Source organism: Actinophytocola sp. (genome assembly GCF_045807065.1).
Taxonomy (GTDB): Bacteria; Actinomycetota; Actinomycetes; order Mycobacteriales; family Pseudonocardiaceae; genus Actinophytocola.
In genome coordinates, this window is sequence record NZ_JBJMIE010000312.1 from 1 (window position 1) to 24,293 (window position 24,293).

The window sequence follows — 24,293 nt, forward strand, 5'->3', positions numbered from 1 at the left end:
CCGGCGTCTTCCCTCCTGCGCGCGAAGGTTCCTGGGCTCGTTCCTCGCGCAGGAACCTTCGTGCTCGTCAGTCCAGACGCCGGCGGCCGCTCACAGTGCTGGATTGCCTCGCCTCCGCTCGCCGGTTCGCGGCCTGTTCCCGGCGTCTTCCCTCCCTGCGCTGCTCAGCGAGGGTCGCTTCGCTCCCGTCGCCTCCGCTGCTCACTCAGTCCAGACGCCGGCGGCCGCTCACGGGTCTCTGAGGCGGACCAGATCAGGGCGGGCAGACGGTGCCGTTGCGGGGAACGGTCGCGTCGGTCAGGAACTTCGTTGCCGTGTCCGTCGCGCATGGGGAGACGCCGAGGGCGCCGTGGCCGGCGCCCTGCCAGGACACGAGCACGCCCGAGTCCAGTTGTTGCGCGGCCCGCTCCGACCCCTCCAGCGGGGTGATCGCGTCGCTCGCCGTGCCGATCACCAGGATCGGTGGCGCGCCGCGGCCGGTCGGGGTCGGCAGCGGGTGGTCGGGGATGGTCCACGGCGCGCAGAACGCGAGGCGCTGCGCGGCGGTCGGGCCGAAGAGCGGGAACTTCTGTTGCCACTCGGTCGCCGCCGATTTCACCTGGTCGAGTGAGAGTCGGTCGCGCATGTCGTTGCAGGTGGTGACCAGTGTGCCGTCGAGCGCGGCGGCCTGGACGTCGCTGCCGACGGCGTACGGCGTGAGCATGGTGACGAGCCCGCTGCCGTCGCCGTTCCTGGCGGCCGCGAGCGCGCCGGCCAGCGTCGGCCAGGTCGACCGGTCGGACAGCCCGACCAGTACGGCACGCAGGACCGAGCCGGCGGTGATGTCGAGCACCGGACCCTCGATCGGGGTCGTGCGCAGCTGGCCGAGCAGCTCGAGCAACGCCCGTTCCGGCTCGGCGCCCAGCGGGCAGCCGCGTTGCACGCAGTCCGCGGCGAACGCGTCCCACTCCGCCTCGCCGCCCTTGGCGACGCCCTCGGACGCGAGCTGCGCGTCGGCCGTCGGGTCGGGCACGCCGTCGAGCACGACCCGTCCCACCCGATCGGGGAAGCGGTCGGCGAACATGCTCACTACGCGTGAACCCTCGCCGTGCCCGATCGCGTTCAGCCGGTCCAGGCCGAGCGCGGAACGCAGCGAGTCGAGGTCGGCGGCGGTGCGCCAGGTGTCGAGGGCCGGCAGCTGGCTCTCCAGCGTGATCGAGCACTGCTGGCCCGCGCTCTGGGCGGCCCGGAACCACGCGTCCACGTCGATGGCGGCCGGGTCCAGCTCGACCATGGTCCGCCGGACCTCGGGCTGCACGCAGTTGGCGGCGGTCGAGTTGCCGGTCCCGCGCCGGTCCATGCCGACGAGCTGGAACTTCTTGAAGAACTCCTGCGGCAGCGTCGCCGCGAGCCGGGCCGCGTACACGGTGCCCGGCAGCCCGTCGACGTCGTTGACGACCGCGATCGGCACCGGCCCCTGACCGGCCCGGACGAGCTGGATGCGGGTCGTGCCGCGGTCGGGCGCGTACGGCGAGTCGAGAACCCCGTTGATCTTGCCGCACTTGACGGCCAGCCAGCTGGGCAGCTTCTGCGCGGTGAGCATGGCCTGCATCTCGCCGGAGCAGTTCCGCCACGGGATCCCGGAGTCGGCGTTCTCCAGCGGCGGCACCTCGTTCGGCGCGACGGTCCGCGTGGTCGACGCGGCCGGTCCGTCGTTGGTGACGATCTCGGGCCGGTTGGACGGACCCGCCGTGCAGGCGGACAGGAACCCCACGGTGGCGACAAGCGTGGCCACACGTACTCGCCAGGCCGTCACCGCCAGCGTCCCTCCGTTCGTCGGGCTGTGCGGGGCAGCGTCCCACGCCGGAGGTGTGAAGACCGTGAGGGTCAGGCCAGCACGTCCGCCAGGTCGAACCTGACCGGCTCCTCCAGCTGCGCGTACGTGCACGACCGCGGGTCCCGGTCCGGCCGCCAGCGGGAGAACTGCGCGGTGTGCCGGAACCGCACGCCCTCCATGTGGTCGTAGCGCACCTCCACCACCCGTTCGGGGCGCAGCGGCACGAACGACAGGTCCTTGCCCGCCTGCCACCGGCTGCCTTCCGCGTTGCGCGGCGTCCGGTTGCCCTCCTCCTGCCGCGCCCACGCCCACGGGTGTTCGTCGAAGGTCGTGACCAGCGGCTGCATCTCCTCGAACAGCTCCTCGCGCCTGGCCAGCGGGAACGCCCCGATCACGCCGACGCTCGCCAGCACGCCCTCGTCGTTGTACAGGCCGAGCAGCAGCGACCCGATCCGGTTCGGGGCGCTCTTGTGCACGCGGTAGCCCGCCACGACGCAGTCGGCCGTCCGCTCGTGCTTGATCTTGAACATCACCCGCCTGTCCGGCTCGTACACACCGTCGAGTGGCTTCGCGATCACCCCGTCGAGCCCGGCGCCCTCGAACCGCGCGAACCACTCCTGGGCCTGGTCGGGGTCGATGGTCGTCCTGGTCACGTGGATCGGCGCCTTGGCGGGTGCCAGCGCGTCCTCCAGCACGTTCCGGCGCGTCGAGAACGGCTCCGCAGTGTAGTCGACGGCCCCCAGCGCGAGCAGGTCGAACGCCACGAACTTCGCCGGCGTGGTCTCCGCCAGCATGTTCACCCGGCTGGCCGCGGGGTGGATCCGCTGCGCGAGCACCTCGAAGTCCAGCCGGTCCCCGGTCGGCCCGACGACCACGATCTCGCCGTCGATCACGCACCGCTCGGGGAAGTTCGCCCTGACCGCCTCGACCAGCTCCGGGAAGTACCTGGTCATCGGCTTCTCGTTGCGGCTGCCGATCTCCACCTCGTCGCCGTCGCGGAAGATGATCGACCGGAAGCCGTCCCACTTCGGCTCGTAGCTCATGGCCCCCGTGGGGATCTTCTTCACGGGCTTGGCGAGCATCGGCTTGACCGGCGGCATGATCGGCAGCTGCATGCCCGACATTCTCACTCGTCAGAGGCGGCGCGGCGATAGCGAAGCATCAGAAATCCCTCGTCAGCGAGCACGGACTCGAGGGTGAGGTCCATGGGGACCTCCGTCGGCAGCCCGGCCGCGATCCGCACCGCCCCGGCACCCGCGAGCTTCGGCGAGACCGTCAGGCACAGCTGGTCGGTCAGGCCGGCCGCCAGGAGGTCGCCGAACAGCATCGGGCCGCCCTCGCAGCACACCCTCAGCAGCCCGCGCTCACCCAGCGCGGCCACCGCGAGGGTGACGTCGACCCGGTTCCCGCCGGCGACGACCACGTCCGCGCCCGCCTCCACCAGCTCCTTGCGCCACTCGAGCGGCGAGGCCTCGGACGTGATCACGATCGTCGGCGCCGCGACCCCGGCGACCAGCGGCGACGACGGCGGGACGGACCCACGCCCGGTGACCACGGCGATCGGCGGGACGTCCGACAGTCCCAGCCGCGCCCGCCGCTCGGCACGCAGCTCCGTCCGCCTGACTCCCTGATACCCCTCCGCGAGGGCCGTGCCGGCACCGACGAGCACGACGTCGGCGAGGTCACGTCCGAGCGCGAACACCTTCTTGTCGGCCGGGCTGGACAGGCCGCGCGAGCGCCCGGAGACCGTGGCGGCGCCGTCCGCGCTCGCGACGAAGTTGACCTGGACGAACGGCGCCGTCAGGTCGGACGGGTAGGCGTAGAGGTCTTCGAGCGCGCGATCGTCGACAGCGGGACCGGGGACGAGCAGGTGCATGCCCTCAATCCCAGCACGCCGCTCGCCGGCGTGGGTGTTCGAGGGTTCGCTGCGCGAGCTCGGCTCGCGAACCTAGCGGCGCTTGCCGTTCCGGTGCTGGTTTACCAGGGCCCACACCGAGATGGACTGGCTGTTCTCGTCACCGCTGCGCGCCCTCCGGGCACTGGTGGGCTCGGCGCGCCCGGCCTCGAGCTCCTGGCGGATCTGGTCGTAGATCGGGGTGTCGGACACAGCTACCCATCCTTCCCGTTCGTCAGCCAAACCCTCGCAGGCTACGGAGGGTACCGCCTCACATTCGTATCGAGGCCAAGGGGGTTGCGTTTGAAAAGGAGTCGCCACAAACGCCCCGATACCGGACGATCTGCGGTATGGGCGCGGGATTTCTGGAGGCGAACGGGCTTGCCCACAAGCTCGACGACGGGCGGCGGTTGTTCGCGGACGTGTCGTTCCGGGTCGGTGTGGGACAGGTCACCGCGCTCGTCGGCGCGAACGGCGCGGGCAAGACGACGTTGCTACGCATGCTGTCCGGCGAGCTGTCACCGCTGGCCGGTGGCGTGACCGTCCAGGGCGGGCTGGGTGTGATGCCGCAGTTCATCGGTTCCCTGCGGGACGACCGGACGGTCCGCGACCTGCTGCTGGCCGTGGCGCCCGCCGCGCTGCGGACCGCGGCGGCGGAGCTGGACGCGGCCGAGCTGGCCATGATGGACACCGACGACGAGCCGACCCAGCTGCGGTACGCGACCGCGCTGACGGGGTGGGGCGAGGCCGGCGGGTACGACGCCGAGGTGCTGTGGGACACGGTGACGGTCGCCGCGCTCGGCGTGCCGTACGACCGCGCGCAGTACCGGTCGGTGAACACGCTGTCCGGCGGTGAGCAGAAGCGCCTGGTGCTGGAGGCGCTGCTGCAGGGGCGCGAGCAGGTGCTGCTGCTCGACGAACCGGACAACTACCTCGACGTTCCTGGCAAGCGCTGGCTGGAGGCCAGGCTGACGTCCACCCGCAAGGCCGTGCTGCTCGTGAGCCACGACCGGGAGCTGCTCGCGGCCGCCGCCACCCATGTGGTGACCCTCGAAGGCGGCACGACCTGGGTGCACGGCGACGGGTTCGGCACCTGGCACGCGGCACGCGAGGCCCGTTGGGAACGCATGGCCGAGCTGCGCAGGCGCTGGGACGAGGAGCACGCCAGGCTCAAGGAGCTGGTCCGCACGCTCCAGCAGCAGGCCATGATCAGCGAGGCCATGGCGGCCAAGTACCGGGCGATGCAGACCCGGCTGCGCAAGTTCGAGGAGGCCGGCGCGCCGCCGCTGCCACCCCGTCCGGAGAAGGTGGCGCCGCGGTTGCGGGGCGGCCGGACCGGGTTGCGGGCGATCCAGTGCGCGGCCCTGGAGCTGACCGGCCTGATGAAACCGTTCGACCTGGAGGTGTTCTTCGGCGACCGGGTGGCCGTGCTCGGCTCGAACGGGTCGGGCAAGAGCCACTTCCTGCGGCTCCTGGCCGGCGGTCCGGTCACGCACGCAGGCGCGTGGAAGCTGGGCGCGCGGGTCGTGCCCGGGTTGTTCGCGCAGACGCACCAGCATCCGGAGTGGGCCGGCCGGACCCTGCTCGACGTGCTGTGGCACGGCGAGGACGGCCGAGCGGGTCTCGACGAGGGCGCGGCGTCGGCCAGGCTGTCCCGGTACGGACTGGCCGGCGCCCGGTCCCAGCGGTTCGAGACGCTGTCGGGCGGGCAGCAGGCCCGGTTCCAGATCCTGCTGCTGGAACTGTCCGGCGCGACGCTGCTGCTGGACGAGCCGACGGACAACCTGGACCTGACATCGGCGGAGGCGCTGCAGGACGCCCTGGAGGCGTTCGAGGGCACGGTGCTGGCGGTGACCCACGACCGGTGGTTCGCCCGCTCGTTCGACCGGTTCGTGGTCTTCCGCTCGGACGGCCAGGTGTCCGAGGTGGACGAACCGGTATGGGACGAGACCCGGGTGCGGCGGGCACGCTAGGCGCTACCGTCGCACGTGTGACTGTTGCTGCCGATCTCGCGCCCACCGGCGTGCTGCGGGCCTCGATCAACCTCGGGAACCCCGTCCTCGCGCAGGGCACCTCCGACGAACCCACCGGTGTCACCGTCGACATCGCGCGTGAGGTCGGGGCGCGACTGGGGTTGCCGGTGGAGCTGGTCTGCTTCGACGCGGCCCGCAAGTCGTTCGAGGCGTTGACCTCCGGGGCGGCCGACCTCTGCTTCCTCGCGATCGAGCCGGCGCGGGAGGCCGAGGTGGCGTTCACCGCGCCGTACGTCGAGATCGAGGGTGTCTACGCCGTGCCGGTGGACTCCCCGGTGCGCGCACCGGCCGAGGTGGACCGGCCCGGGATCCGGGTGGGGGTCAAGCGCGGGTCGGCCTACGACCTGTTCCTCACCCGCACGCTCCGGCACGCCACGGTGGTGCGTGGCGACGAGGGCACCGACGTCTTCCGGTCGAAGGGCCTGGAGGTGGCCGCGGGCATCCGGCAGCCGATGACCGCATTCGTGGCCGCGAACCCGGACGTGCGGCTCGTCGAGGAACGTTTCATGGCCATCCGGCAGGCGGTCGGCACCACGAGGACCCGCCGGCCCGAGACGGTGGCCTTCCTCCGGGACCTCGTCGAGGAGCTGAAGGAGAACGGGTTCGTGGCCGAGTCGCTCCGGCGCGCCGGGCAGTCGGCCACGATCCCCGCGTGAGGGGCGGTCCCGCACCCGGGACCGGTCAGGTGCGGGACCAGTCTTCGGTTACGCGGGCACGTTCACGATGGGCACGCCCCCTCGGTAGTTGCCCTGTGCCACCAGACTGACCGGACCCAGCGTCGCCTGGTCCAGCGCGATCACCGCCAGCGCCAGGCTGTTCCTCCCGTGCTCCCGCAGGATGCCCGCCGGTAGCACGAACTCGCGCTGCGGCCCGATGTCCGCGGTGAACTGACCGAGCTGCCAGCCGTTCAGGAAGATCAACACCCGGTACGACCCGGTGCCGCCGAACCGCAGGCCCACCGGCACGTCCTGGCCGCGCGGCAGGTCCAGCCCGAACTCCGTGCGGTACCAGGTGACGCCGGGCCGCAGCGTCGCCGACGGTGGGTCCCAGCCGCGCTCGGACGCGTTCGGCAGGTGCCAGCCGGCGCGTTCACCGTGGAGACCACCGCTGTTCAGGGGACCACGCACCGGGTCGGTCCTGTTGCCCTGGAGCCGCCACGTCACCGGCGCCGCCGAGCCGACCAGTTCCGCACCCACCAGGCCGCGTGGCTGCTTGAACCGGTTGTCGTCCACCGTCCAGTCGTCGTTGTGGCCCATGTTCTCCACCAGCACCGACAGCACGGCCGGCGTGCCGGGGGCGAGCGCCGGCAGGGTGAACGTGCCCGGCCCCGGTCGCGGGTTGACCGGCGCGTCCGCGTCCGCCTCCGTGCCGCCCCGGGCCCAGCCGAGGTACCTGCCGTTGAGCCACACCTGGTACACGCCGTTCTTGCCGGTGATCGCGTTCAGCGACAGCGCCGTCTCCGTGCCCGTCGCGGTGAAGCGGCCCTGGTACCAGATGTGCCCGTAGTCGGCCCCGTAGTCGCCGGCGTACAGCACCGGCTGGGTCACGGGCGGGAAGGGGCTCTCCGAGGTGGTGTGCGACGCCACCGTCCAGCTCGTGTCGTCGGCCACGGGGGACTCGGTGCGGGTCCGCCAGTCCGTCAGCGCCGGCAACCGCACCGGAGCGGGCCCCGGTACCGAACCCAGCAGGGAGCTGCTGGTCGTCGGGGGCGTGGCCACCGGCGTCGACCCGATGACGAGCCGGCGCGCGGGGGCGAACACCTCCACCTGACCGGCCTCGGCCACGTCCGCCCGCAGCGTCACGGTCGACCCGGACAGGTGCGCCGAGCGCACCAGCGCCGTGCCCCGCACCAGCACCGGACCCGACGGCGTGTCCGCCCGCCAGAAGCGCGCGGCCTCCTCGTCGGTACCCAGCAACAGGAGCAGCGGCGCCCGCCCGCCTCCGGTCACCAGCACGCGTGCCAACCCGTTGTGGGTGTAGTCGAGCCGCAGGTCACCGTTCGCGTAGGACGACCGGACGTCGCCCGCGAGCACCCGCACGGTCGGCTTCGACCGGTACCGCAGCACCGTCGAGCCCGCCGTGCCCGCGCGCCCGTACAGCAGCGCGACGTCCCGGTCGCCGATCCGCGCGTGCGTCATGATCTCCGACGTCGAGTACACCAGCCGCTGGCCGCCCATGTCGTACCCGGCAACCAGCACGAGCGCGTCCCGGCCGTTCAGGGAGACCGGCACGGCGTACCGGCCGTCGGGCGTGGACCAGTCCAGTGTGGACCGGTCGTTGGTCGTCGCCGCGCGGTCGGTGTGCCGCAGCAGCACGAACTGCGTGCCGGTGTCCGGGTTCGCCCGTGCCACGGTCGTCAGCACGGGGTTGCCGGACGGCGGTGGCGCCGCGGGGTCCGTCTTCGTCAGCGGGGTCACCGCGTGCACGAAGTAGCCCTGCCGCTTGAACTCGTCGTACTTCGCGGTGAGCTGCCGCGACTCGGTGATGGCCGAACCGTAGTCGTACGAGGTGTAGACGTCGTTCGGCTGGCCGAGCCAGCCCCAGTTCGTGCCGCCGTAGGACATGTAGTACCCGAACATGGTGGCGCCACTGGCGATGAGGTTGTTCTTGTAGAAGTACTTCATGTAGCTCGGCCCGGTCAGGTTCTCGCGACAGGCCTCGTAGCCGACGCGGTTGCCGTCGATCGAGCCGGCCTGGTACTCGGCGGCGTACACCGGCGCGGTGTCGGACAGCCGTTCCGTGACGCCCTCGCCCCACGGCCCCCACGTCTCGGGCGCCTGGCACTCGAACGACTGCGGGTAGTCGTCCACGCCGGGGATCTGCACCGCGCCGAGGCCTTCCGCCCAGTGCGGCGTCCAGGACGCGTCACAGCACTGGTTGTGCGTGAAAGGCACGTCGATCCCGGTGCCCCGCGCGAAGTCCTGCAGGTCCTGCATGTACCGCGCGTCGGTGTTGGCCGCGTACTCGTTCTCCACGTTGTACGCGATCACCGAGCCGCCACGGGTCACCTGGTGCCGCGCAATGATCGGGTTCAGGTGGCCGAGCCAGTCCCGGTACGCGGCGGTGTAGTGGGGGTCGCTGGTCCGGGCGGTGCCGGGGACCTGCTTGAGCCAGGCGGGGAAGCCGCCGCCGCTGGCCTCGGCGTTGATGTACGGACCGGGCCGCACCACGACGTAGAGCCCCAGCTCCTCGGTCATGCGCAGCAACAGGTCGACGTCCCGCACGCCGCTGAAGTCGTACACACCCGGCCGGGGGGAGTGGTACGCCCAGTCGAAGTACAGCGAGACGCCGTTGAAGCCGGCCGCCCTGATCTTCTCCAGCACGTCCCGCCACAGCGACGGGCTCGGCAGGCGGAAGTAGTGGAACTCCCCGCCCCACAGGAGGATCCGCTGGCCGTCGACCTTCAGCGAGTACCGGTCGTAGGTGACCGTGTGTGCCGGTCTCGACTCGGTGGTGGCGGGCGCCGCCGCGCTCGTCGGACCCGTGACGAAGCCCGCCACGAGAGCCGCGAGCGTCGCCCCGATGACTAGTCGTCTCATGACCTACCTCACCGTGAACGTGTCGACGCGCAGGTCGCCCGTGAACACGAGGTACACGTCGTGGCGCCCGTCGGCGTCGCGCAGTGGTGCGGAAACGGAGGTGTACGTGTACCTGTCCGCCGTGCCGGCGAAGGTGGCCGTGCCGGCCAGGACGCCGGTCGGGCCGTCCAGGCGGACCTCGATCGTCCCGGCGCCGCCGGCCACCCGTGCGGTGAACGTGCTCGCCCTGTGCAACGCGGCGTTCCGGAAGGAGATCCAGTCGCCGGTGGACGCGCCGACCGCGTCACCGCGGGCCTTCGACGTGTCCACCAGGTCCACGCCCGCGTAGTCGTCGAAGTCGATCGCCCGCGTGGTCCTGCCGAGGTCGCGCGGCGGGATCGTCTCACCCCGGACCGTCACCGACGTCCGCTGGCGGATGTCCGCGGCGGACGCGCCGACCAGGACGTCGTAGGTGCTGGTCTCGACCACCCACCTGTTCCGCGTCACGTCCCAGTGCGCCAGGTTCTCGATCGGCACCCGCAGCGTCACGGTCCTCGTCTCGCCGGCACGCAGGTGCACCCGGTCGAACGCCCGCAGCGTGCGGTGCGGCTGCGGGTCGCGGGATACGCGCTGGTGCGTGTACACCTGCACCACCTCCTCACCCGCGCGGCGGGAGGTGTTGGTGACCGGCACCCGCACCTCGATGGCGCCGTGCCGCTGCGTCACCCTGAGGCCGCCGTACCGGAACTCGCTGTAGGACAGGCCGTGCCCGAACGGGTAGAGCGGGGTGCCGTCGAAGTACTGGTAGGTCCGGCGGGTCTTGATGATGTCGTACTCGAGGATGCTCGGCAGGTCCGCCTCGGCGCGGTACCAGGTCTGCGTGAGCCGCCCGGCGGGGTTGACGTCGCCGAACAGCACGTCCGCGAGCGCGTGCCCGGTCTCCTGTCCGGCGTGGGTGGTCCACACGATCGCCGGGATGTTGTCCTGCTCCCAGGTCAGCGTCGTCGGGTAGCTGTTCTCCACCACCACGACCGTGTTCCGGTTCGCCGCGTACACCGCCCTGACCAACCCCGACTGGCTCTCCGCCAGGGCCATCGTCGTCCGGTCGTGGTCCTCGCGGCCGTTGATGAACGGCATGCTGCCCACCACGACCACCGCCACGTCGGCGCCCTTCGCCGCCGCCACCGCGCTGTCGACGCCGCGGACGAGGGTCTCCTTCGTGAACCTGGCCGCGCCGGCCGCGTTCGGGGAGCCGAGGACCAGCCGGCCGTCGGCGGCCACGGTGAGGTAGTTGTTCGCGCCGTCCCAGTCGTTCGGCGTCTCGTAGCCCCCGTACCTGACCACGACGGTGCCGCCGCCCGCGTCCTCGAACGTGAACTGCTGCTGCACGAACCAGTCGCGTGGCTGGGGCGCCTGGTTCACGAACGGGCTGACCGGGTCGCCGAGGTTGACCCGCTCGACGTACTTGCCGTTGGCCACGCTGCGCAGCGTCAGCACGCCCTGGCCCCAGTCGAAGACGTCGAACTGCTCCGCCGGACCGGGCGAGGCGGCGGACACCGTGAGCGGTGCGCCGTCCACACCGGATCCGGCGGTCACGTAGCGGCCCGTGCTTGCCTCGCGCAGCGCGATCCGGTCGACGGCCTCGTCACCCGAGACGGTGACGCCCCGCTCGGCGATCCCCGCCCGCGGCGTCACCACGTACGGCGGTTTGCCGGAGTACCAGTCGGTGTAGAGCGTGTCGGCGAGCGGCCCGACCACCGCGACCTTCCTCGTCGATGCCGGCAGCGGCAGCGCGCCGGTGTTCTTCAGCAGCACCACGGCCTTGCCCGCCGTCTCCCGGGCGAGCCGCTGGTGCGCCGGGCTGTTCACCACGTCCTTGGTGATGCCGCCGTACGGCCCGCCGTTCGGGTCGAACTCGCCGAGCCGGAACCGGATGGTGAGGATGTGCCGCACCGCGTCGTCCACATCGGACTCGGCGAGCAGGCCCTGCGCCAGCGCGGTGTTGACGGCGTTCGTCGTCGGCCCGGCGTTGGTGTCGTCGGTCGTGAAGCTGTCGATGCCGGCCTTGAGCGCGGCCGCGTCCGCCTCGGCCAGCGTCGCGTAGTAGGCCTGGGAACCCGTGACCGGCAGGTTGTTCGGGGCGCCCGCGTCGGTGACGTTCATGAGCACCTGGTCGGTCCAGGACCGCACGGCCTCGTCGAGGTCCGGGCTGACCGTCATCGGGCGGCCGTTGACCAGGTTGTAGGAGGCCATCACGCCGGTCGCCGCGTCGGCCGCGATGGCCGGCCGGAACGCGGCCTCGTCGTACTCGTGCCGCACGCGCGGCCGCAGGTTCGACGACGTCCGGTCGCGCCGGACCTCGTTGTTGTTGGCCAGGTAGTGCTTGAGCGTCGGCGCGGTCTTGAGGTGCCGCGGGTCACCACCGCTCATGCCGCCCGCGTAGGCGGTGGAGATCACCCCGGTCAGGTACGGGTCCTCCGAGTAGCCCTCCTCGTTGCGGCCCCAGCGCGGGTCCCGCAGCAGGTTCACGACCGGGGCCCAGGCGTTGAGACCCCACACCACCGGGTTCTCCGCGTGGTAGCCGCGGATCTCGTCGCCGACCACCGAACCGACCCGCCTGATCAGCTCCGGGTCCCAGGTCGAGCCGAGCCCGACCGCCTGCGGGAACACCGTCGCGACCGCGGTCCGCACCGCGCCGGGACTGGGGGTGGAGGTGATGTCGGTGGACCACGCGATGCCGTGCAGTGCCTCGGTGCCGGTCTTGAACAGCTCCATCCCCAGGCGCGGGATGGCCGGTTGGTACTGGTGCAGCAGGGAGACCTTCTCGGGCAGCGTCAGCCGGCCGAGCAGGTCGTCGACGCGTGCGGCGAGGGGGAACCGGGCGTCGCGGAACGGGAGGGTGGGGGCGCCGGTCGCCGCCGCGGCCTGGGTCGGCGCGGCGAAGGCGGCGGTCAGCACGCCCGCCACGGCCATGAACGTGCGTCTTCTGATACTCATTGAGCACTCCAGTGGGCTGCGGTTGAGTCAGATGTGGACGGTCAGCGAGGAACCCTCCGCTGCGACGGGTTCCGTCCCGGCGAGCTGGACCCGCCAGCGGGCCGGTGGGTTGTCGGCCGTGACGTGCACGGCGTCGCCGCGCCGGGTGGTGGTGAACGTGCAGGCGACGTCGCCGCCGGTGGTGGGGACCTCGGTCGTGACGGTCGCGCCGTCGGCGATGCCGTACACGCGCAGGGTGAGGCCGTCGGCGTAGTCGTAGTCGGGCCGGTCGTCGACGGCGCCGACCGGCAGCACCGCACCGGGCCGGACGAGCAGCGGGACGCTGTCGAAGCCGTGCTCCTCGCGCACCCAGCGCGGCCCGGCGATCGTCTCGCCGGTCAGGTAGTGCGTCCACTCGCCGTCGGGCACGTAGTAGGAGACGTCGCCGCCCTCGGTGAACACCGGCGCGACGAGCAGGTCGGCGCCCAGCATGTACTGCCGGTCCAGGTGCACGCATGCCGGGTCGTCGGGGAACTCGACGACCATGGCACGCATCACCGGCACGCCGTCGAGGTGGGCGACCCTCGCCGCCTGGTACAGGTACGGCATCAGCGTGCCCTTGAGCTTCGTGAACTTCCGCAGCACGTCGACGGCCTCCTCGTCGAACGCCCACGGCACGCGGTAGGAGTAGTTGGCGTGCAGGCGGCTGTGCGAGGACAGCAGCCCGAACGCGATCCACCGCTTGAACAGCCAGGCCTCGGGGGTGCCCTCGAAGCCGCCGATGTCGTGGCTCCAGAACCCGAAGCCGGACATCGTCAGCGACAGCCCACCGCGCAGCGTCTCGGCCATGGACTCGGGCGTGGACAGGTTGTCCCCGCCCCAGTGCACGGGGAACTGCTGCGTGCCGACGGTCGCCGACCGCGCGAACACCACGGCGTCACCCTCGCCGCGGCGCTTGCGCAGCAGGTCGAACACGGTCCTGTTGTAGAGGTAGGTGTAGTAGTTGTGCATCTCGGTCGGGTCCGAGCCGTCGTAGTACACGGCGTCGGTGGGGATGCGCTCGGCGAAGTCCGACTTGAAGCAGTCGACCCCCATGTCCAGCAACGCGTCCAGCTTGGCCGCGTACCACTCGCGGGCCTCGGGGTTGGTGAAGTCGACGATGGCCTGCCCCGGCTGCCACAGGTCCCACTGCCACACGTCCCCGTTGGGCCGCTTGAGGAAGTAGCCGCGTGCCCTGCCCTCCTCGAACAACGCGGACCGCTGCGCGATGTACGGGTTGATCCACACGCACACCCGCAGGCCGCGTGCCTTCAGCCTGGCCAGCATGCCGGGCGGGTCCGGGAAGACCCGCGGGTCCCACTCGAAGTCGCACCACGACAGCTCCCGCATCCAGAAGCAGTCGAAGTGGAACACCGACAGCGGCAGGTCCCGCTCGGCCATGCCCTCGATGAACGAGGTCACGGTCGCCTCGTCGTAGTCGGTGTTGAACGACGTCGACAGCCACAGCCCGAACGACCACGCCGGCGGCAGCGCGGGCCGCCCGGTAAGCGCCGTGTACTTCGCGAGGATCTCCTTGGGCGTCGGGCCGTAGATCACGAAGTACTGCATGGACTGCGCCTCGATGCTGAACTGCACCTTCGACACGTCCTCGGACGCCACCTCGAACGACACCAGCCCGGGGTGGTTCACGAACACGCCGTAGCCCGCGTTGGTCAGGAAGAACGGCACGTTCTTGTACGCCTGTTCGGTGCACGTGCCCCCGTCGGCGTTCCAGATGTCGACGACCTGGCCGTTCTTCACGAGCGGCCCGAAGCGCTCACCCATGCCGTACACGGCGTCCCCGACGTTCAGGCCGAGCCGCTGCACCAGGTGGTGCCCGCCGTCCGAGGTGGACATGAAGCCGGTGTCCTTGGCGCCACCGGAGGTCAGTGTCCGGCCGTGTGCGCGGAAGCCGACCCGCCACGGCTGACCGCGGTCGAACCGCACCGACAGGGCGCCGGAGGTGAGCGTGGCGGCCTGATCGTCCACGGTGGTCTGCGGGGTCACGGTGCCCGGGAACAGCTCGAACTGCGGTGACGTGGTCGCCGTGCCGGCGTGGTGCGTCACCCGTACGCCGATCACGTCCGGCAGCGGCGCGGTGACGTCGATCGTCAGCACCGCCCCGCTCTGCAGGTCGCGACGGCTGTGCACCGGGTACGTCGGTGCGAGCACGCGCATCCCGTCAGCCGTCGTCGCCACGTCGAGCACCTCGACGGCGTAGGTCGGGGTGACGCCCGCGCGCATCATCCAGTGCCCGTCCGTGAACTTCATGCCGCCCCCTCGCCCGCTCCGTGGCGCCGGAACGCTCCGCGGGCTCCGCTCCTCCGGCGCCCTCCGCGGTCGAGGTGCCGTCCTGAGTGTTGATGGTTCGCTCCGCAAGCTCCGCTCATTTGACCGCTCCCACCGCGATACCCCGTGTCAGTGTCCGTTGGAAGATCAGGAAGAACACCACCGCCGGCACGATGCCGAGCAGCGCCGACGCGCTCTGCGCGGTGACGTCCATGAGTCGTTGGCCCTGGAGCACGCCGATCGCGACCGGGACCGTCTGGTTGTCGTTGGAGACCAGCATGATCATCGGGATGAAGAACTCGTTCCACGTCCAGATGAAGAAGAAGACCAGCAGCACCGACAGCGTCGGCCAGGACAGCGGCACGACCACCCGCCACAGCACCTGCCACCGGTTCGCGCCGTCGATCCGCGCCGCCTCGATGATCTCCCGCGGGAACGTGGAGAGCACGGACGACAGCAGGTACACGCCGAAGGCGCTCTGGATCGCGGTGAAGATGATGATCACCGCGAGCTTGGTGTCGTAGAGGTCGACCTCCTTCGCCAGGTAGTACAGGGGGTAGATCAGTGCCTCCTGCGGCATCAGGTTGGCAAGCAGGAAGATCGCGATGATCCACGTGCGCCCCTTGACGCGCCCGATGCCGAGCGCGTAGGCCATGAGGATCGACACCACCACCGCGAGCACCGCGACCGACCCGGAGATCACCGTGCTGTTGACCAGCTTCTCGCCGAAGTCGACGCGGACCCAGAAGTCCGTGATGCCCTTGAGGTAGATGCCGCTCGGCAGGCCGAGGGGTCCCTTGGTGGTGTAGTCCTCCGGCGACTTGACGGAGTTCATCAGCACCAGCAGGAAGGGGAAGGCGGTGATGACCGCGCCGACGACCAGCACCCCGAGAACCGTTCGCCGCGCCACGACGTTTCGCGCTCCGGTCATGACTCCTCCCGGTTCTGGGCCCGCAGGAACAGGAAGGACAGCCCGACGATGATCGCGGCGAGCACCGTGGCGATGGCCGCGCCGTAACCGACGTTGAACTTGTCGAAGAAGTTCTGCCACGAGAAGTAGGCGGGCGTGAGCGTGGACCCGCCCGGGCCGCCCTTCGTGAGCACGAAGATCTTGTCGAACGACTTGAGCGCCGCGATCGTGCAGGTGAGCAACACGACGAAGATCTCCTGCCGGATCTGCGGCACGGTGACCGACCACAACCGCCGCCACCACGACGCCCCGTCCAGCGCCGCGGCCTCGTACAGCTGCGGGTCGACGCGCTGCAGCCCGGCCATGAAGATCACCAGCGGGTAGCCGATCTGGATCCAGACGAGCACCCCCATGACACTGAGGAGTGCCGTCTTCTCGTCCCCGAGCCAGTCGTGCGCCCAGGAGTCCAGCCCGACCAGGCGCAGGAGTGCGTTCATCGCGCCGTACTCCGGGTGCAGGATCCAGCCCCACACGACCCCGGCCACCACGGCGGGCAGCACCTGCGGCAGGTAGAACGCCGCCCGCAACGTGGTCGTGGTCCGGGGATGGCGCTTCGAGACGACGTCGAACAACGCGGTGGCGAGGAGGAGCCCGAGGAACGTCGGGATGATCGCCATGGCCACGATGAGCGCGAGGTTGTTGCGGAAGGAGAGCCAGAAGGTTTCGTCGGTGAGCAGCTTCTGGTACTGCCGCCACCCCACCCAGTCCGGCTCCCCGACCCCCTGCCACTTCGTGAAGCTGATACCGACGTTCATCACCAGGGGCACCGCGATCACCGCGACGAAGAGCACCACCCCGGGGACGAGGTAGGGCAGGTACCCCCGACTCCGCTCAGCCGCCCGCCCGACCCGCCGCGGCGGCCGGACGGGTGGTGGTTGGGTGTCCTGAGGGGCACCTTCGAGACGCTCGCCGTCCCGAAGGGCACCCTCAGGGCGTTGTGCCACCGCCACCTCAGCCGCCTACGTTCTCGAGGTTCTCGTTGTAGGGCGCGGCGATCTCGTCGAGTACCTGGTCGGGGGACGCGCTGCCGTTGATCAGCTTCTGGGTGGCGGACACCAGGACGTCGTAGTAGCCCGGCGCCGGCCAGTCCGGGTAGTACGCGAGGCCGTCGCGGTCGACCAGGGTCTGGTAGTTCTCCAGCAGGGTCTTGCTCTTCGGATCGGTGATGGCCGAGGAGTCGGCCGCCACCGGGATACCGCCCGAGTTGCCGAGCAGGTTCTGGTTCGCCTTCTTCATCGTGATGTCGATGAAGTCGTAGGCCAGGTCCTTGTTCTTCGACTTCGCCGGCACCACCCAGAGGTTGCCGCTGGAGCCGAGGGTCAGGTCACTGCCGGGGAACAGGAACGAGTCCCACTGGAAGTTCTTCACCGTGGACTCGACGCGGCCGTACCACCAGCTGCCCGACACCATCATCGGGAACTCGCCCTTCATGAACGCGGTGCCCATGCCCTCCGCGTCGATGCCGGCCGCGTCCTTCGCGATGTAGCCCTTCTTCACCCAGTCGGCGAAGGTCGTCGCGGCGAAGGTCCACGCGTCGTCGTGGAAGTCGACCTTTCCGCTGTACTCCTGGAGGTTCTTCACCCACTTGCTGTCCGCCTTGGACAGTGCGAGCTGGTACAGCAGCTGGTGCGCCGGGTACTCCTTGCCGCCCACGGCCAGCGGCGTCCTGCCGGCCGCCTTGAACTTGTCCATCGCGGCGACCAGCTCGTCGAACGTCTTCGGCACCGCGACGCCGTACTGGTCGAACAGGTCCTTGTTGTAGTAGACCATCCCGTACTCGGCGTAGTTCGACACGCCGAACCACTTGCCGCCGCCCATGACGCCGCGCTCGTCGTACTTGCACGTGGTCTGCAGGCTCGGGCTGAGCAGCTTGTCCCAGCCGCGCTTGGTGACCTCCGACGAGATGTCGGTCAGCAGGCCCTGCTTCGACAGCAGCCCCGCGGTCGCGTTGCCCTTGTTGTACTCCATGAGGTCCGGCGCCTCGTCGGAGTTCAGCACCATCTGCGCGCTCTTCTGGATCTGCTCGAAGCCCTTCTCCTCGAACTTCACCTTCACGCCCGGGTGGGACTTCTCGAACTCCTTGATCGCCTCGTCCCACGCCTTGCCCATCGCGCTGTCCGGGCCCTCGTAGTGCCACAGCCGCAGCTCGTTGGCGTTGCCGTCGCCCGAGTCGCTGCCGCACCCGGTGAGCACGGTGGCGGCCACCGCGAACACCGCGAGTAAGGCCTTTCCTGGTTTGAACATCGTTGTCCTCCGGTCCTGGAAGAGACTGTCGAATCGCTTCGACGATGGCGCCGCGTCGCCGCGGTGGGTAGTCGGGTGGTTACTTCGGGGTGCTGGTACTGGCTCGCGCGGTGAGCCGCGGGGGAAGCAGGGTGGCGGCCGGCACCTGCTGGCCGCCGAGCTTGGCCATCAGCAGACCGACCGCCTGCCGACCGACCTCCTCGGCCGGGATGGCGACCGAGGTCAGCGCCGGCATGCTGTGTTCGGCCAGCTCGTCGGGGCAGATCGCCACCACGGACAGGTCGCCGGGCACCGACCGGTCCGCCTCGCGGAAGGCGGCGAGCAGCGGGCCGATCACCGGCTCGTTGTGGACGACGACGGCAGTCAGGTCGGGGTGCTCGTCGAGCAGCTCCGCCGCCATCTTCCGCGCGCCGGCGGCCGTCGCCTCGCACGGGTACACGCTGGCTTCGATGCCGTGCCGGGCCGCGGCCTCGGTGAACCCGGCAGTGGTGCGGGTGGCGAAGCCGGTCTCCCGTTCGTAGACCTCCGGTGGGGAGCCCACGAGCGCGACCCGGCGGTGACCCAGCTCCGCCAGGTGGTCGACGCAGGCCGCGCCGGCCGCCGTGAAGTCCAGGTCGATGCAGGTGAGGCCGTCGGTTTCGGCGGGGAACCCGATCAGCACGGCCGGCCGGTCGAGCTCCTTCAACACGGGTATGCGCGGGTCGTGCAGCTCGACGTCCATGACGATCATCGCGTCCACCAGCGACGTGCCCGCGACGCGGCGCAACCCCGCCTCGCCCTCGTTCTGGGTCAGCAGGAGGACGTCGTGGTCGTGCTCGCGGGCGTGCAGGACGACCGAGGTCGCGAACTGCATGCTCACCGGCACGTGGATGCCGCCGCGCAGCGGCACCACCAGGGCGACCACGTTGCTGCGGTTGCTCGCGAGCGCCCGGGCACCCGCGTGCGGTTGGTAGCCGAGTGCTCTGATGCTGGCGAGAACCCGCTCGCGGGTCTCCCGGGTGATCGACCGCTTGCCGCTGAGGACGTATGACACGGTGCTCGGGGCGACCCCCGCGTGCCGTGCGACATCCTCGATCTTGGCCACGTCGCCCACCCCGTCGAATGAGACTGTCGAATCGCTTCGACGATGAAGACTAGGCAGCCGAGTGCCCGAAGGCAATGGTCCCCAGGTTGCTGAAAGTCGGCGCAAGCCCTTTCAATACCGGTATGACGCATGAGCGGAGCTTGCGGAGCGGATCACCGAGCACGCCGACCGACGCGAGGCGTGGTCGTCCGTGGTGGCGCGACGCCGTCATCTACCAGGTGTACGTGCGCAGCTTCGCGGACGGCGACGGCGACGGGATCGGTGACCTCCCGGGCGTGCGGTCCCGGCTGCCGTACCTGGCCGACCTGGGCGTGGACGCCGTCTGGCTCACCCCGTTCTACGCCTCGCCCATGGCCGACGGCGGCTACGACGTGGCCGACTACCGCTCGGTGGACCCGCTCTTCGGCACCCTCAACGACGCCGCCAGCCTGATCGGCGACGCGCACGAGCTCGGCCTGCGCGTGCTCGTCGACCTCGTGCCCAACCACTCCAGCGACCAGCACGAGTGGTTCCGCACGGGCCTGCGCGACCGGTACGTCTTCCGCCCGGGCAGGGGCGCGCACGGCGAGCTGCCGCCGAACGACTGGGAGTCGGTGTTCGGCGGCCCGGCCTGGACCCGGGTCCCCGACGGGAGCTGGTACCTACACCTGTTCGACCCGCAGCAGCCCGACCTGAACTGGGAGAACCCGGACGTGCACGCCGAGTTCCTCGACATCCTCCGGTTCTGGCTGGACCTCGGCGTCGACGGCTTCCGCGTGGACGTCGCACACGGCATGGTGAGGGCGGCGGGCCTTCCGGACGTCGGCCACCGCGACCAGAGCGACCTGCTCGGCACCTCGCCGCTGCCGTACTTCGACCAGGACGGCGTGCACGACATCTACCGGTCGTGGCGGAAGGTCCTCGACGAGTACCCGGGCGACCGGATGGCGGTGGCGGAGGCGTGGGCGCCCAACGCCGAGCGGACGGCCCGCTACGTGCGCCCGGACGAGCTGCACCAGGCGTTCAACTTCCACTTCCTGAAGGCGAAGTGGACGGCCGAGTCGTTCCGCGCGGCGATCGACGAGACGCTCCGCGCGAGCGACGCGCCGCCGACGTGGGTGCTGTCGAACCACGACGTGCACCGGCACCTGACGCGTTACGGCGGCGGCGAGACCGGCTGGCGCAGGGCGCGGGCGGCGGCGCTGCTGATGCTGGCGCTGCCCGGCTCCGCGTATGTCTACCAGGGTGAGGAGCTGGGCCTCCCGGAGGTGCTCGACCTGCCGGAGGAGGTGCTGGCCGACCCGAGGTGGGAACGGTCCGGCCACACGGTCCGCGGCCGCGACGGGTGCCGGGTGCCGATCCCGTGGACCAGCACGGGACCGTCGCTCGGGTTCAGCGACGCCTCGGGCTGGCTGCCGCAGCCGGAGGACTGGGCGAAGCTGTCCGTAGCGGAGCAGCAGGTGTCCCCGGAGTCGATGCTTTCCCTGTACCGCACGGTGTTGCGGTTGCGGCGGACCCTGTCGTTCGGTGACTTCGAATGGCTGGGCCTGCCGGGCGACGTGCTCGGCTTCCGCCGCGGGGAGTTCCACTGCGTGGTGAACTTCGGTTCGGCGGTGACGCGGCTGTCGGCTCCCGGGCGGGTGTTGGCCGCGTCGTCGCACTACGGGCTGGCGGGCGGAGAGGTGCTGTTGCCGGCGGATACCGCCCTGTGGTGGGCGTGAACGCCCGGTTGAGCGACATCGCCGCGCTGGCAGGGGTCAGCGAGGCGACGGTAAGCCGGGTGCTCAACGGCAAGGCGGGTGTGTCGACGGCGACGCGGCAGGCCGTGGTGGCGGCCATGGACGTGCTGGGGTACGAGCGGCCGGCCCGGTTGCGGGAACGCAGTGCCGGGCTGATCGGGCTGATCACGCCGGAGCTGTCGAACCCCATCTTCCCGGCGCTGGCGCAGGTGATCGAGCAGGTGCTGACCTCGCGCGGGTACACGCCGGTGCTCTGCACGCAGACTCCCGGCGGGTCCACGGAGGACCAGCTGACGGACCTGCTCGTCGACCGCGGCGTCACCGGGATCATCTTCGTGTCGGGCCTGCACGCGGACTCGACGGCGGACATGGACCGCTACGTGAAGCTGTCCGGCCGGGGCGTGCCGTTCGTGATGATCAACGGGTACACGGAGAAGGTGTCCGCGCCCTTCGTCTCCACGGACGACCGGGCCGCCATGCGCCTCGCCGTGTCGCACCTGGTGGAGCTGGGGCACGAACGCATCGGGCTCGCGGTCGGGCCACGCCGGTTCGTGCCGGTGCTGCGGAAGGTCGAGGGCTTCGTGCAGCAGATGCGCACCGCGCTGCCCTACACCGCGGAGCAGGCCGAGAAGCTGGTGCAGCACTCGCTGTTCACCGTGGAGGGTGGGCAGGCCGCGGCGAACGCGTTGCTGGACAAGGAGTGCACGGCCATCGTGTGCGCGAGCGACCTGATGGCGTTCGGTGCCGTCCGCGCCGCCCGCCAGCGCGGCCTCGCCGTACCGGCGGACATCTCGGTGGTGGGCTTCGACGACTCGCCGCTGATCGTGTTCGCCGACCCACCGCTGACCACCCTGCGCCAGCCGGTCGAGGCGATGGGGCAGGCGGCGGTCAACGCGTTGCTCGAGGAGATCGGCGGCACGCCAGCGCCGCACGCGGAGTACGTCTTCCTGCCCGAGCTGGTGGTCCGCGGCTCGACCGCGGCCCGCATCGCGACCGGCGGCCGCTCCCGCAGGCGCTGACCGTGGATAGATCGGTGGGGCGGCCCGTTCCCGAGCCGCCCCACCGAATCCGGCGGCCCGCTCAGCGGCGGAAGGTGCCCCCGTCCACGGTCACCGCACCGGTGGACGGGGTGCTCAGGGTGCGGTTCGCGCCGGTTTCCCAGATCACCGGCTGACCGTCCTGCTTGATGATGAACTTGTACTCGATGGCGGTGCTCGGCGGCAGGGTGCCGGTCCCGGTCCACTTCGGGTACGTGCTCGTCCCCGTGGTCAGCGGCACGGCCGCCGCCGGGTCCCAGCTGCCCAGGGCCGGCACGTTCCCGACCACGTAGACGTTCTGCCCGAACACCGTCTCCGCCTGGACGGTGTAGGTCGCCGTGACCGAGGCCGGCGGGTTCTGCGTGCCGCCGCTGTAGAAGGCCACCGCCGACTTAGCCGGGACCGTCACCGTCGTGCGGCCGCCCGACACCGTGACCCCGTTCGCGCACGCCGTGATCACGTTGCAGTAGGTGCCGTTGGCCAGACCGACCGCGAACGAACCGGTGTAGGCGCTGCCGCTGTTGTTGATCGCGACGAAACCGGCCGAGCCGCGCCCGAAACCGATCACGTTCGACGCCGGCGACTGCCAGTTCGTCAGCGACGCCGTGCCGACCGCGTTGTGGAAGGCGACCATGCCCTTCACCGCCTGGTCGCGGTCCAGGCAGTACCAGCCGCTGGCGCAGTTGGTGTCGGTGACGAACCCGTTCGAGCTCGGCGGACCCTGGTCGTTGTTGCTGAACTGGAAACCCGAATACACGGTCGGCGTGGTGTACGGGTACGCCAGCTGGAACACGTTGGCCAGCAGGGAGGTCGCGCCGTCCTTGTACGACAGGTGCTCGCCGCTGCGCTCGGTGTCGTGGTTGGTGACGAACGAGACCGCGTTCGCCGCCGGCAGCAACCCCTGCGAGAACGACGAGAGCGACGTGATGTCACCCTGGAACGCGGACTTCAGCCGGTCGCCGTAGGCGAAGTTGAGGACGTCACCCGCGCCGAAGTACGACGACGGCGCCGGCGGCTCGCCGGCGGCGATCTCCAGGAACACGTACGGCCGCGCGCCGGACTTCGTGTTCTGCAACCGGCCCACGATGTTCGACAGGTCCGCGACCGGGATGTGTTTGGCCGCGTCGACCCTGAACCCGTCGACGCCCAGCGCGAGCTGCGAGTTCAGGAACCCGGCGAGCTTGCCGCGGACGCTTTCCAGGCTGGTCTTGAGGTCCGGCAGGTCGACCAGCTCGCAGTTCTGGATCTCCCACAGGTCGCTCCAGTTGGCGATGTCGTGGTCGCAGACGTCCACGTTGTACTCGCCGCGGTCGTACATCACCGGGTCGTACTTGTCGGTCAGGGGCGTGCCGTCGTAGCCGACGCCGGTCTGCGCGGCCGTGTGGTTGATCACCGCGTCCGTGTACACCTTGATGCCGGCGCCGTGGCAGGTGTTGATCATCGCCGCGAAGTCGGACTGCGTGCCGAACCGGGAGTTCAGCTTGTAGCTGTACGGCTGGTAGATGTCCCACCAGTAGCCGCTCGGATGCTTGAGCGACTCTTCCGGCGGGGCCACCCAGACCCCGCCGTACCCGGCCGGGTCGAGCTGGTTGACGCACTCGGCGCCCACCGAGCGCCAGTTCCAGGACCACAGGTTGGCGATCACGTCGCCGTTGGGGACTCCGGTGTCCGCCGACGCGGTGGAGGTGCCGAGTCCTCCCGTGCAGAGCGACGCCACGACCGTGAGCACGATCGCGGGCAGGGTCAGTCGCCTCATGCTCGTCTCCTCGTTGAGATTGCGCAACTTTCTGCAACTTCTTGCAGGCTAGACCCGAGGAGTGCTGACTGTAAACCGCTCCGGCAAGTCGAGGTGAAGGCCCGGCATGGCAACCGCCGCACCGGACGACTCGCCCGGTGCGGCGGGGGTAGGGGACCTTGCGGAAGGAGCCGCAAGGAATTTCAGCGGGTCAGGACCGCCGCGATCGTGTCCACACCCAGGTCGAGGTCCTCCCGGGAGATCATCAGCGGCGGTGCGACCCGCAGGGTCGTGTCGTGCGTCTCCTTGCACAGCACGCCGCGCCGCATCAGCTCCTCGCTCGCCTCGCGTGCGGTCCGGCCGCCCGGCGCGATCTCGACGCCGGCCCACAGCCCGCGCCCACGCACCTCCGCGACCCCCTGTCCGACAAGGTCCGCCAGCCGCGCGTGCAGGTGCGCGCCGAGCGAAGCCGACCGCGACAGGAAGTCGCCCTCCCGCAGCAGCCGGATCACCGCACGGCCGACCGCGCACGCCAGCGGGTTCCCGCCGAACGTCGACCCGTGCTCGCCCGGCCGCAGCACCCCGAGCACGTCGCGCCGGCCGACCACCGCCGACACCGGCAGGATCCCGCCGCCGAGCGCCTTGCCCAGGGTGTACAGGTCCGCGACCACGCCCTCGTGCTCACACGCGAACAGCGTGCCCGTCCGCCCGAGGCCCGCCTGGATCTCGTCCGCGATCAGCAGCACATCGTGGTCCGTGCACAGCTGCCGCACCTCGCGCAGGTAGCCGGTCGGCGGCGTCAGCACCCCGGCCTCGCCCTGCACCGGCTCGATCAGCACCGCCGCCGTGCGCGGGGTGATCGCCTCCCGGAGCGTCTCCACGTCGCCGTACTTGACGACCCGGAACCCCGGGGTGAACGGGCCGAAGTCGTTCCGCGCCG

At 70.6% G+C, this 24,293-nt stretch carries 17 protein-coding genes; 4 read left to right on the forward strand and 13 right to left on the reverse strand.

Annotation, left to right across the window (positions count from 1 at the left end; translation table 11 throughout):
- Window positions 1-253 precede the first annotated feature (253 nt).
- The 4 genes from ACJ73U_RS17970 to ACJ73U_RS17985 form a co-directional block, all read right to left on the reverse strand.
- Window positions 254-1,774 (reverse strand): alpha/beta hydrolase, encoded by a 1,521-nt coding sequence (locus ACJ73U_RS17970; protein WP_407778790.1) that lies wholly within the window; start codon window positions 1,772-1,774, stop codon window positions 254-256.
- Window positions 1,775-1,866: 92 nt separating this feature from the next.
- Complete coding sequence (locus ACJ73U_RS17975; protein ID WP_407778791.1) at window positions 1,867-2,931, reverse strand: ATP-dependent DNA ligase; 1,065 nt, start codon at window positions 2,929-2,931, stop codon at window positions 1,867-1,869.
- 11 nt (window positions 2,932-2,942) lie between these two features.
- Window positions 2,943-3,692 carry a pyrimidine reductase family protein gene (locus ACJ73U_RS17980; RefSeq protein ID WP_407778792.1) on the reverse strand — a complete coding sequence of 250 codons (750 nt, stop codon included), beginning with the start codon at window positions 3,690-3,692 and terminating at the stop codon, window positions 2,943-2,945.
- Between the two features lie 72 nt (window positions 3,693-3,764).
- Window positions 3,765-3,923, reverse strand: a complete 159-nt coding sequence (locus tag ACJ73U_RS17985) for a hypothetical protein (protein WP_407778793.1) — start codon at window positions 3,921-3,923, stop codon at window positions 3,765-3,767.
- 137 nt (window positions 3,924-4,060) lie between these two features.
- On the opposite strand from ACJ73U_RS17985, the gene ACJ73U_RS17990 reads away from it, so the two are divergent.
- Entirely contained in the window at window positions 4,061-5,683 is a 1,623-nt protein-coding gene (locus ACJ73U_RS17990; protein WP_407778794.1) for an ABC-F family ATP-binding cassette domain-containing protein, read from the forward strand.
- A 17-nt stretch (window positions 5,684-5,700) separates the two neighbouring features.
- Window positions 5,701-6,399 carry a transporter substrate-binding domain-containing protein gene (locus tag ACJ73U_RS17995; protein ID WP_407778795.1) on the forward strand — a complete coding sequence of 233 codons (699 nt, stop codon included), beginning with the start codon at window positions 5,701-5,703 and terminating at the stop codon, window positions 6,397-6,399.
- 48 nt (window positions 6,400-6,447) lie between these two features.
- On the opposite strand, the gene ACJ73U_RS18000 is transcribed toward ACJ73U_RS17995, so the two are convergent.
- From ACJ73U_RS18000 to ACJ73U_RS18030, 7 genes are all read right to left on the reverse strand, one after another.
- On the reverse strand, window positions 6,448-9,282 hold the full coding sequence (locus tag ACJ73U_RS18000) for a beta-galactosidase (protein ID WP_407778796.1): 2,835 nt from the start codon (window positions 9,280-9,282) through the stop codon (window positions 6,448-6,450).
- Window positions 9,283-9,285: 3 nt separating this feature from the next.
- Window positions 9,286-12,258 carry a glycoside hydrolase family 3 C-terminal domain-containing protein gene (locus ACJ73U_RS18005; protein WP_407778797.1) on the reverse strand — a complete coding sequence of 991 codons (2,973 nt, stop codon included), beginning with the start codon at window positions 12,256-12,258 and terminating at the stop codon, window positions 9,286-9,288.
- A 27-nt stretch (window positions 12,259-12,285) separates the two neighbouring features.
- Window positions 12,286-14,547: an alpha-xylosidase gene (gene yicI, locus ACJ73U_RS18010; protein ID WP_407778798.1), complete on the reverse strand. Its 2,262-nt coding sequence runs from the start codon at window positions 14,545-14,547 to the stop codon at window positions 12,286-12,288.
- A 115-nt stretch (window positions 14,548-14,662) separates the two neighbouring features.
- Window positions 14,663-15,496, reverse strand: a complete 834-nt coding sequence (locus ACJ73U_RS18015; protein ID WP_407778799.1) for a carbohydrate ABC transporter permease — start codon at window positions 15,494-15,496, stop codon at window positions 14,663-14,665.
- Complete coding sequence (locus tag ACJ73U_RS18020) at window positions 15,493-16,479, reverse strand: carbohydrate ABC transporter permease (protein ID WP_407778800.1); 987 nt, start codon at window positions 16,477-16,479, stop codon at window positions 15,493-15,495. The genes ACJ73U_RS18015 and ACJ73U_RS18020 overlap by 4 nt, the downstream gene beginning before the upstream one ends.
- Before the next feature lie 7 nt (window positions 16,480-16,486).
- The gene (locus tag ACJ73U_RS18025; protein ID WP_407778801.1) at window positions 16,487-17,779 is read right to left on the reverse strand and encodes an ABC transporter substrate-binding protein; all 1,293 of its coding nucleotides are present in this window, start codon (window positions 17,777-17,779) and stop codon (window positions 16,487-16,489) included.
- Between the two features lie 79 nt (window positions 17,780-17,858).
- The gene (locus ACJ73U_RS18030; protein WP_407778802.1) at window positions 17,859-18,863 is read right to left on the reverse strand and encodes a LacI family DNA-binding transcriptional regulator; all 1,005 of its coding nucleotides are present in this window, start codon (window positions 18,861-18,863) and stop codon (window positions 17,859-17,861) included.
- 122 nt (window positions 18,864-18,985) lie between these two features.
- Here ACJ73U_RS18030 and ACJ73U_RS18035 point away from each other — a divergent pair, with 122 nt between their 5' ends.
- Entirely contained in the window at window positions 18,986-20,563 is a 1,578-nt protein-coding gene (locus tag ACJ73U_RS18035; RefSeq protein ID WP_407778803.1) for a glycoside hydrolase family 13 protein, read from the forward strand.
- Window positions 20,560-21,600, forward strand: a complete 1,041-nt coding sequence (locus ACJ73U_RS18040; RefSeq protein WP_407778804.1) for a LacI family DNA-binding transcriptional regulator — start codon at window positions 20,560-20,562, stop codon at window positions 21,598-21,600. The genes ACJ73U_RS18035 and ACJ73U_RS18040 overlap by 4 nt, the downstream gene beginning before the upstream one ends.
- A 61-nt stretch (window positions 21,601-21,661) precedes the next feature.
- Here ACJ73U_RS18040 and ACJ73U_RS18045 read toward each other — a convergent pair whose 3' ends face one another.
- A complete protein-coding gene (locus tag ACJ73U_RS18045) occupies window positions 21,662-23,374 on the reverse strand; it encodes a carbohydrate-binding module family 20 domain-containing protein (RefSeq protein ID WP_407778805.1) in 1,713 nt (570 codons plus the stop codon).
- 182 nt (window positions 23,375-23,556) lie between these two features.
- On the reverse strand, window positions 23,557-24,293 hold a 737-nt coding region (locus ACJ73U_RS18050; protein WP_407778806.1), incomplete at its 5' end, for an aspartate aminotransferase family protein.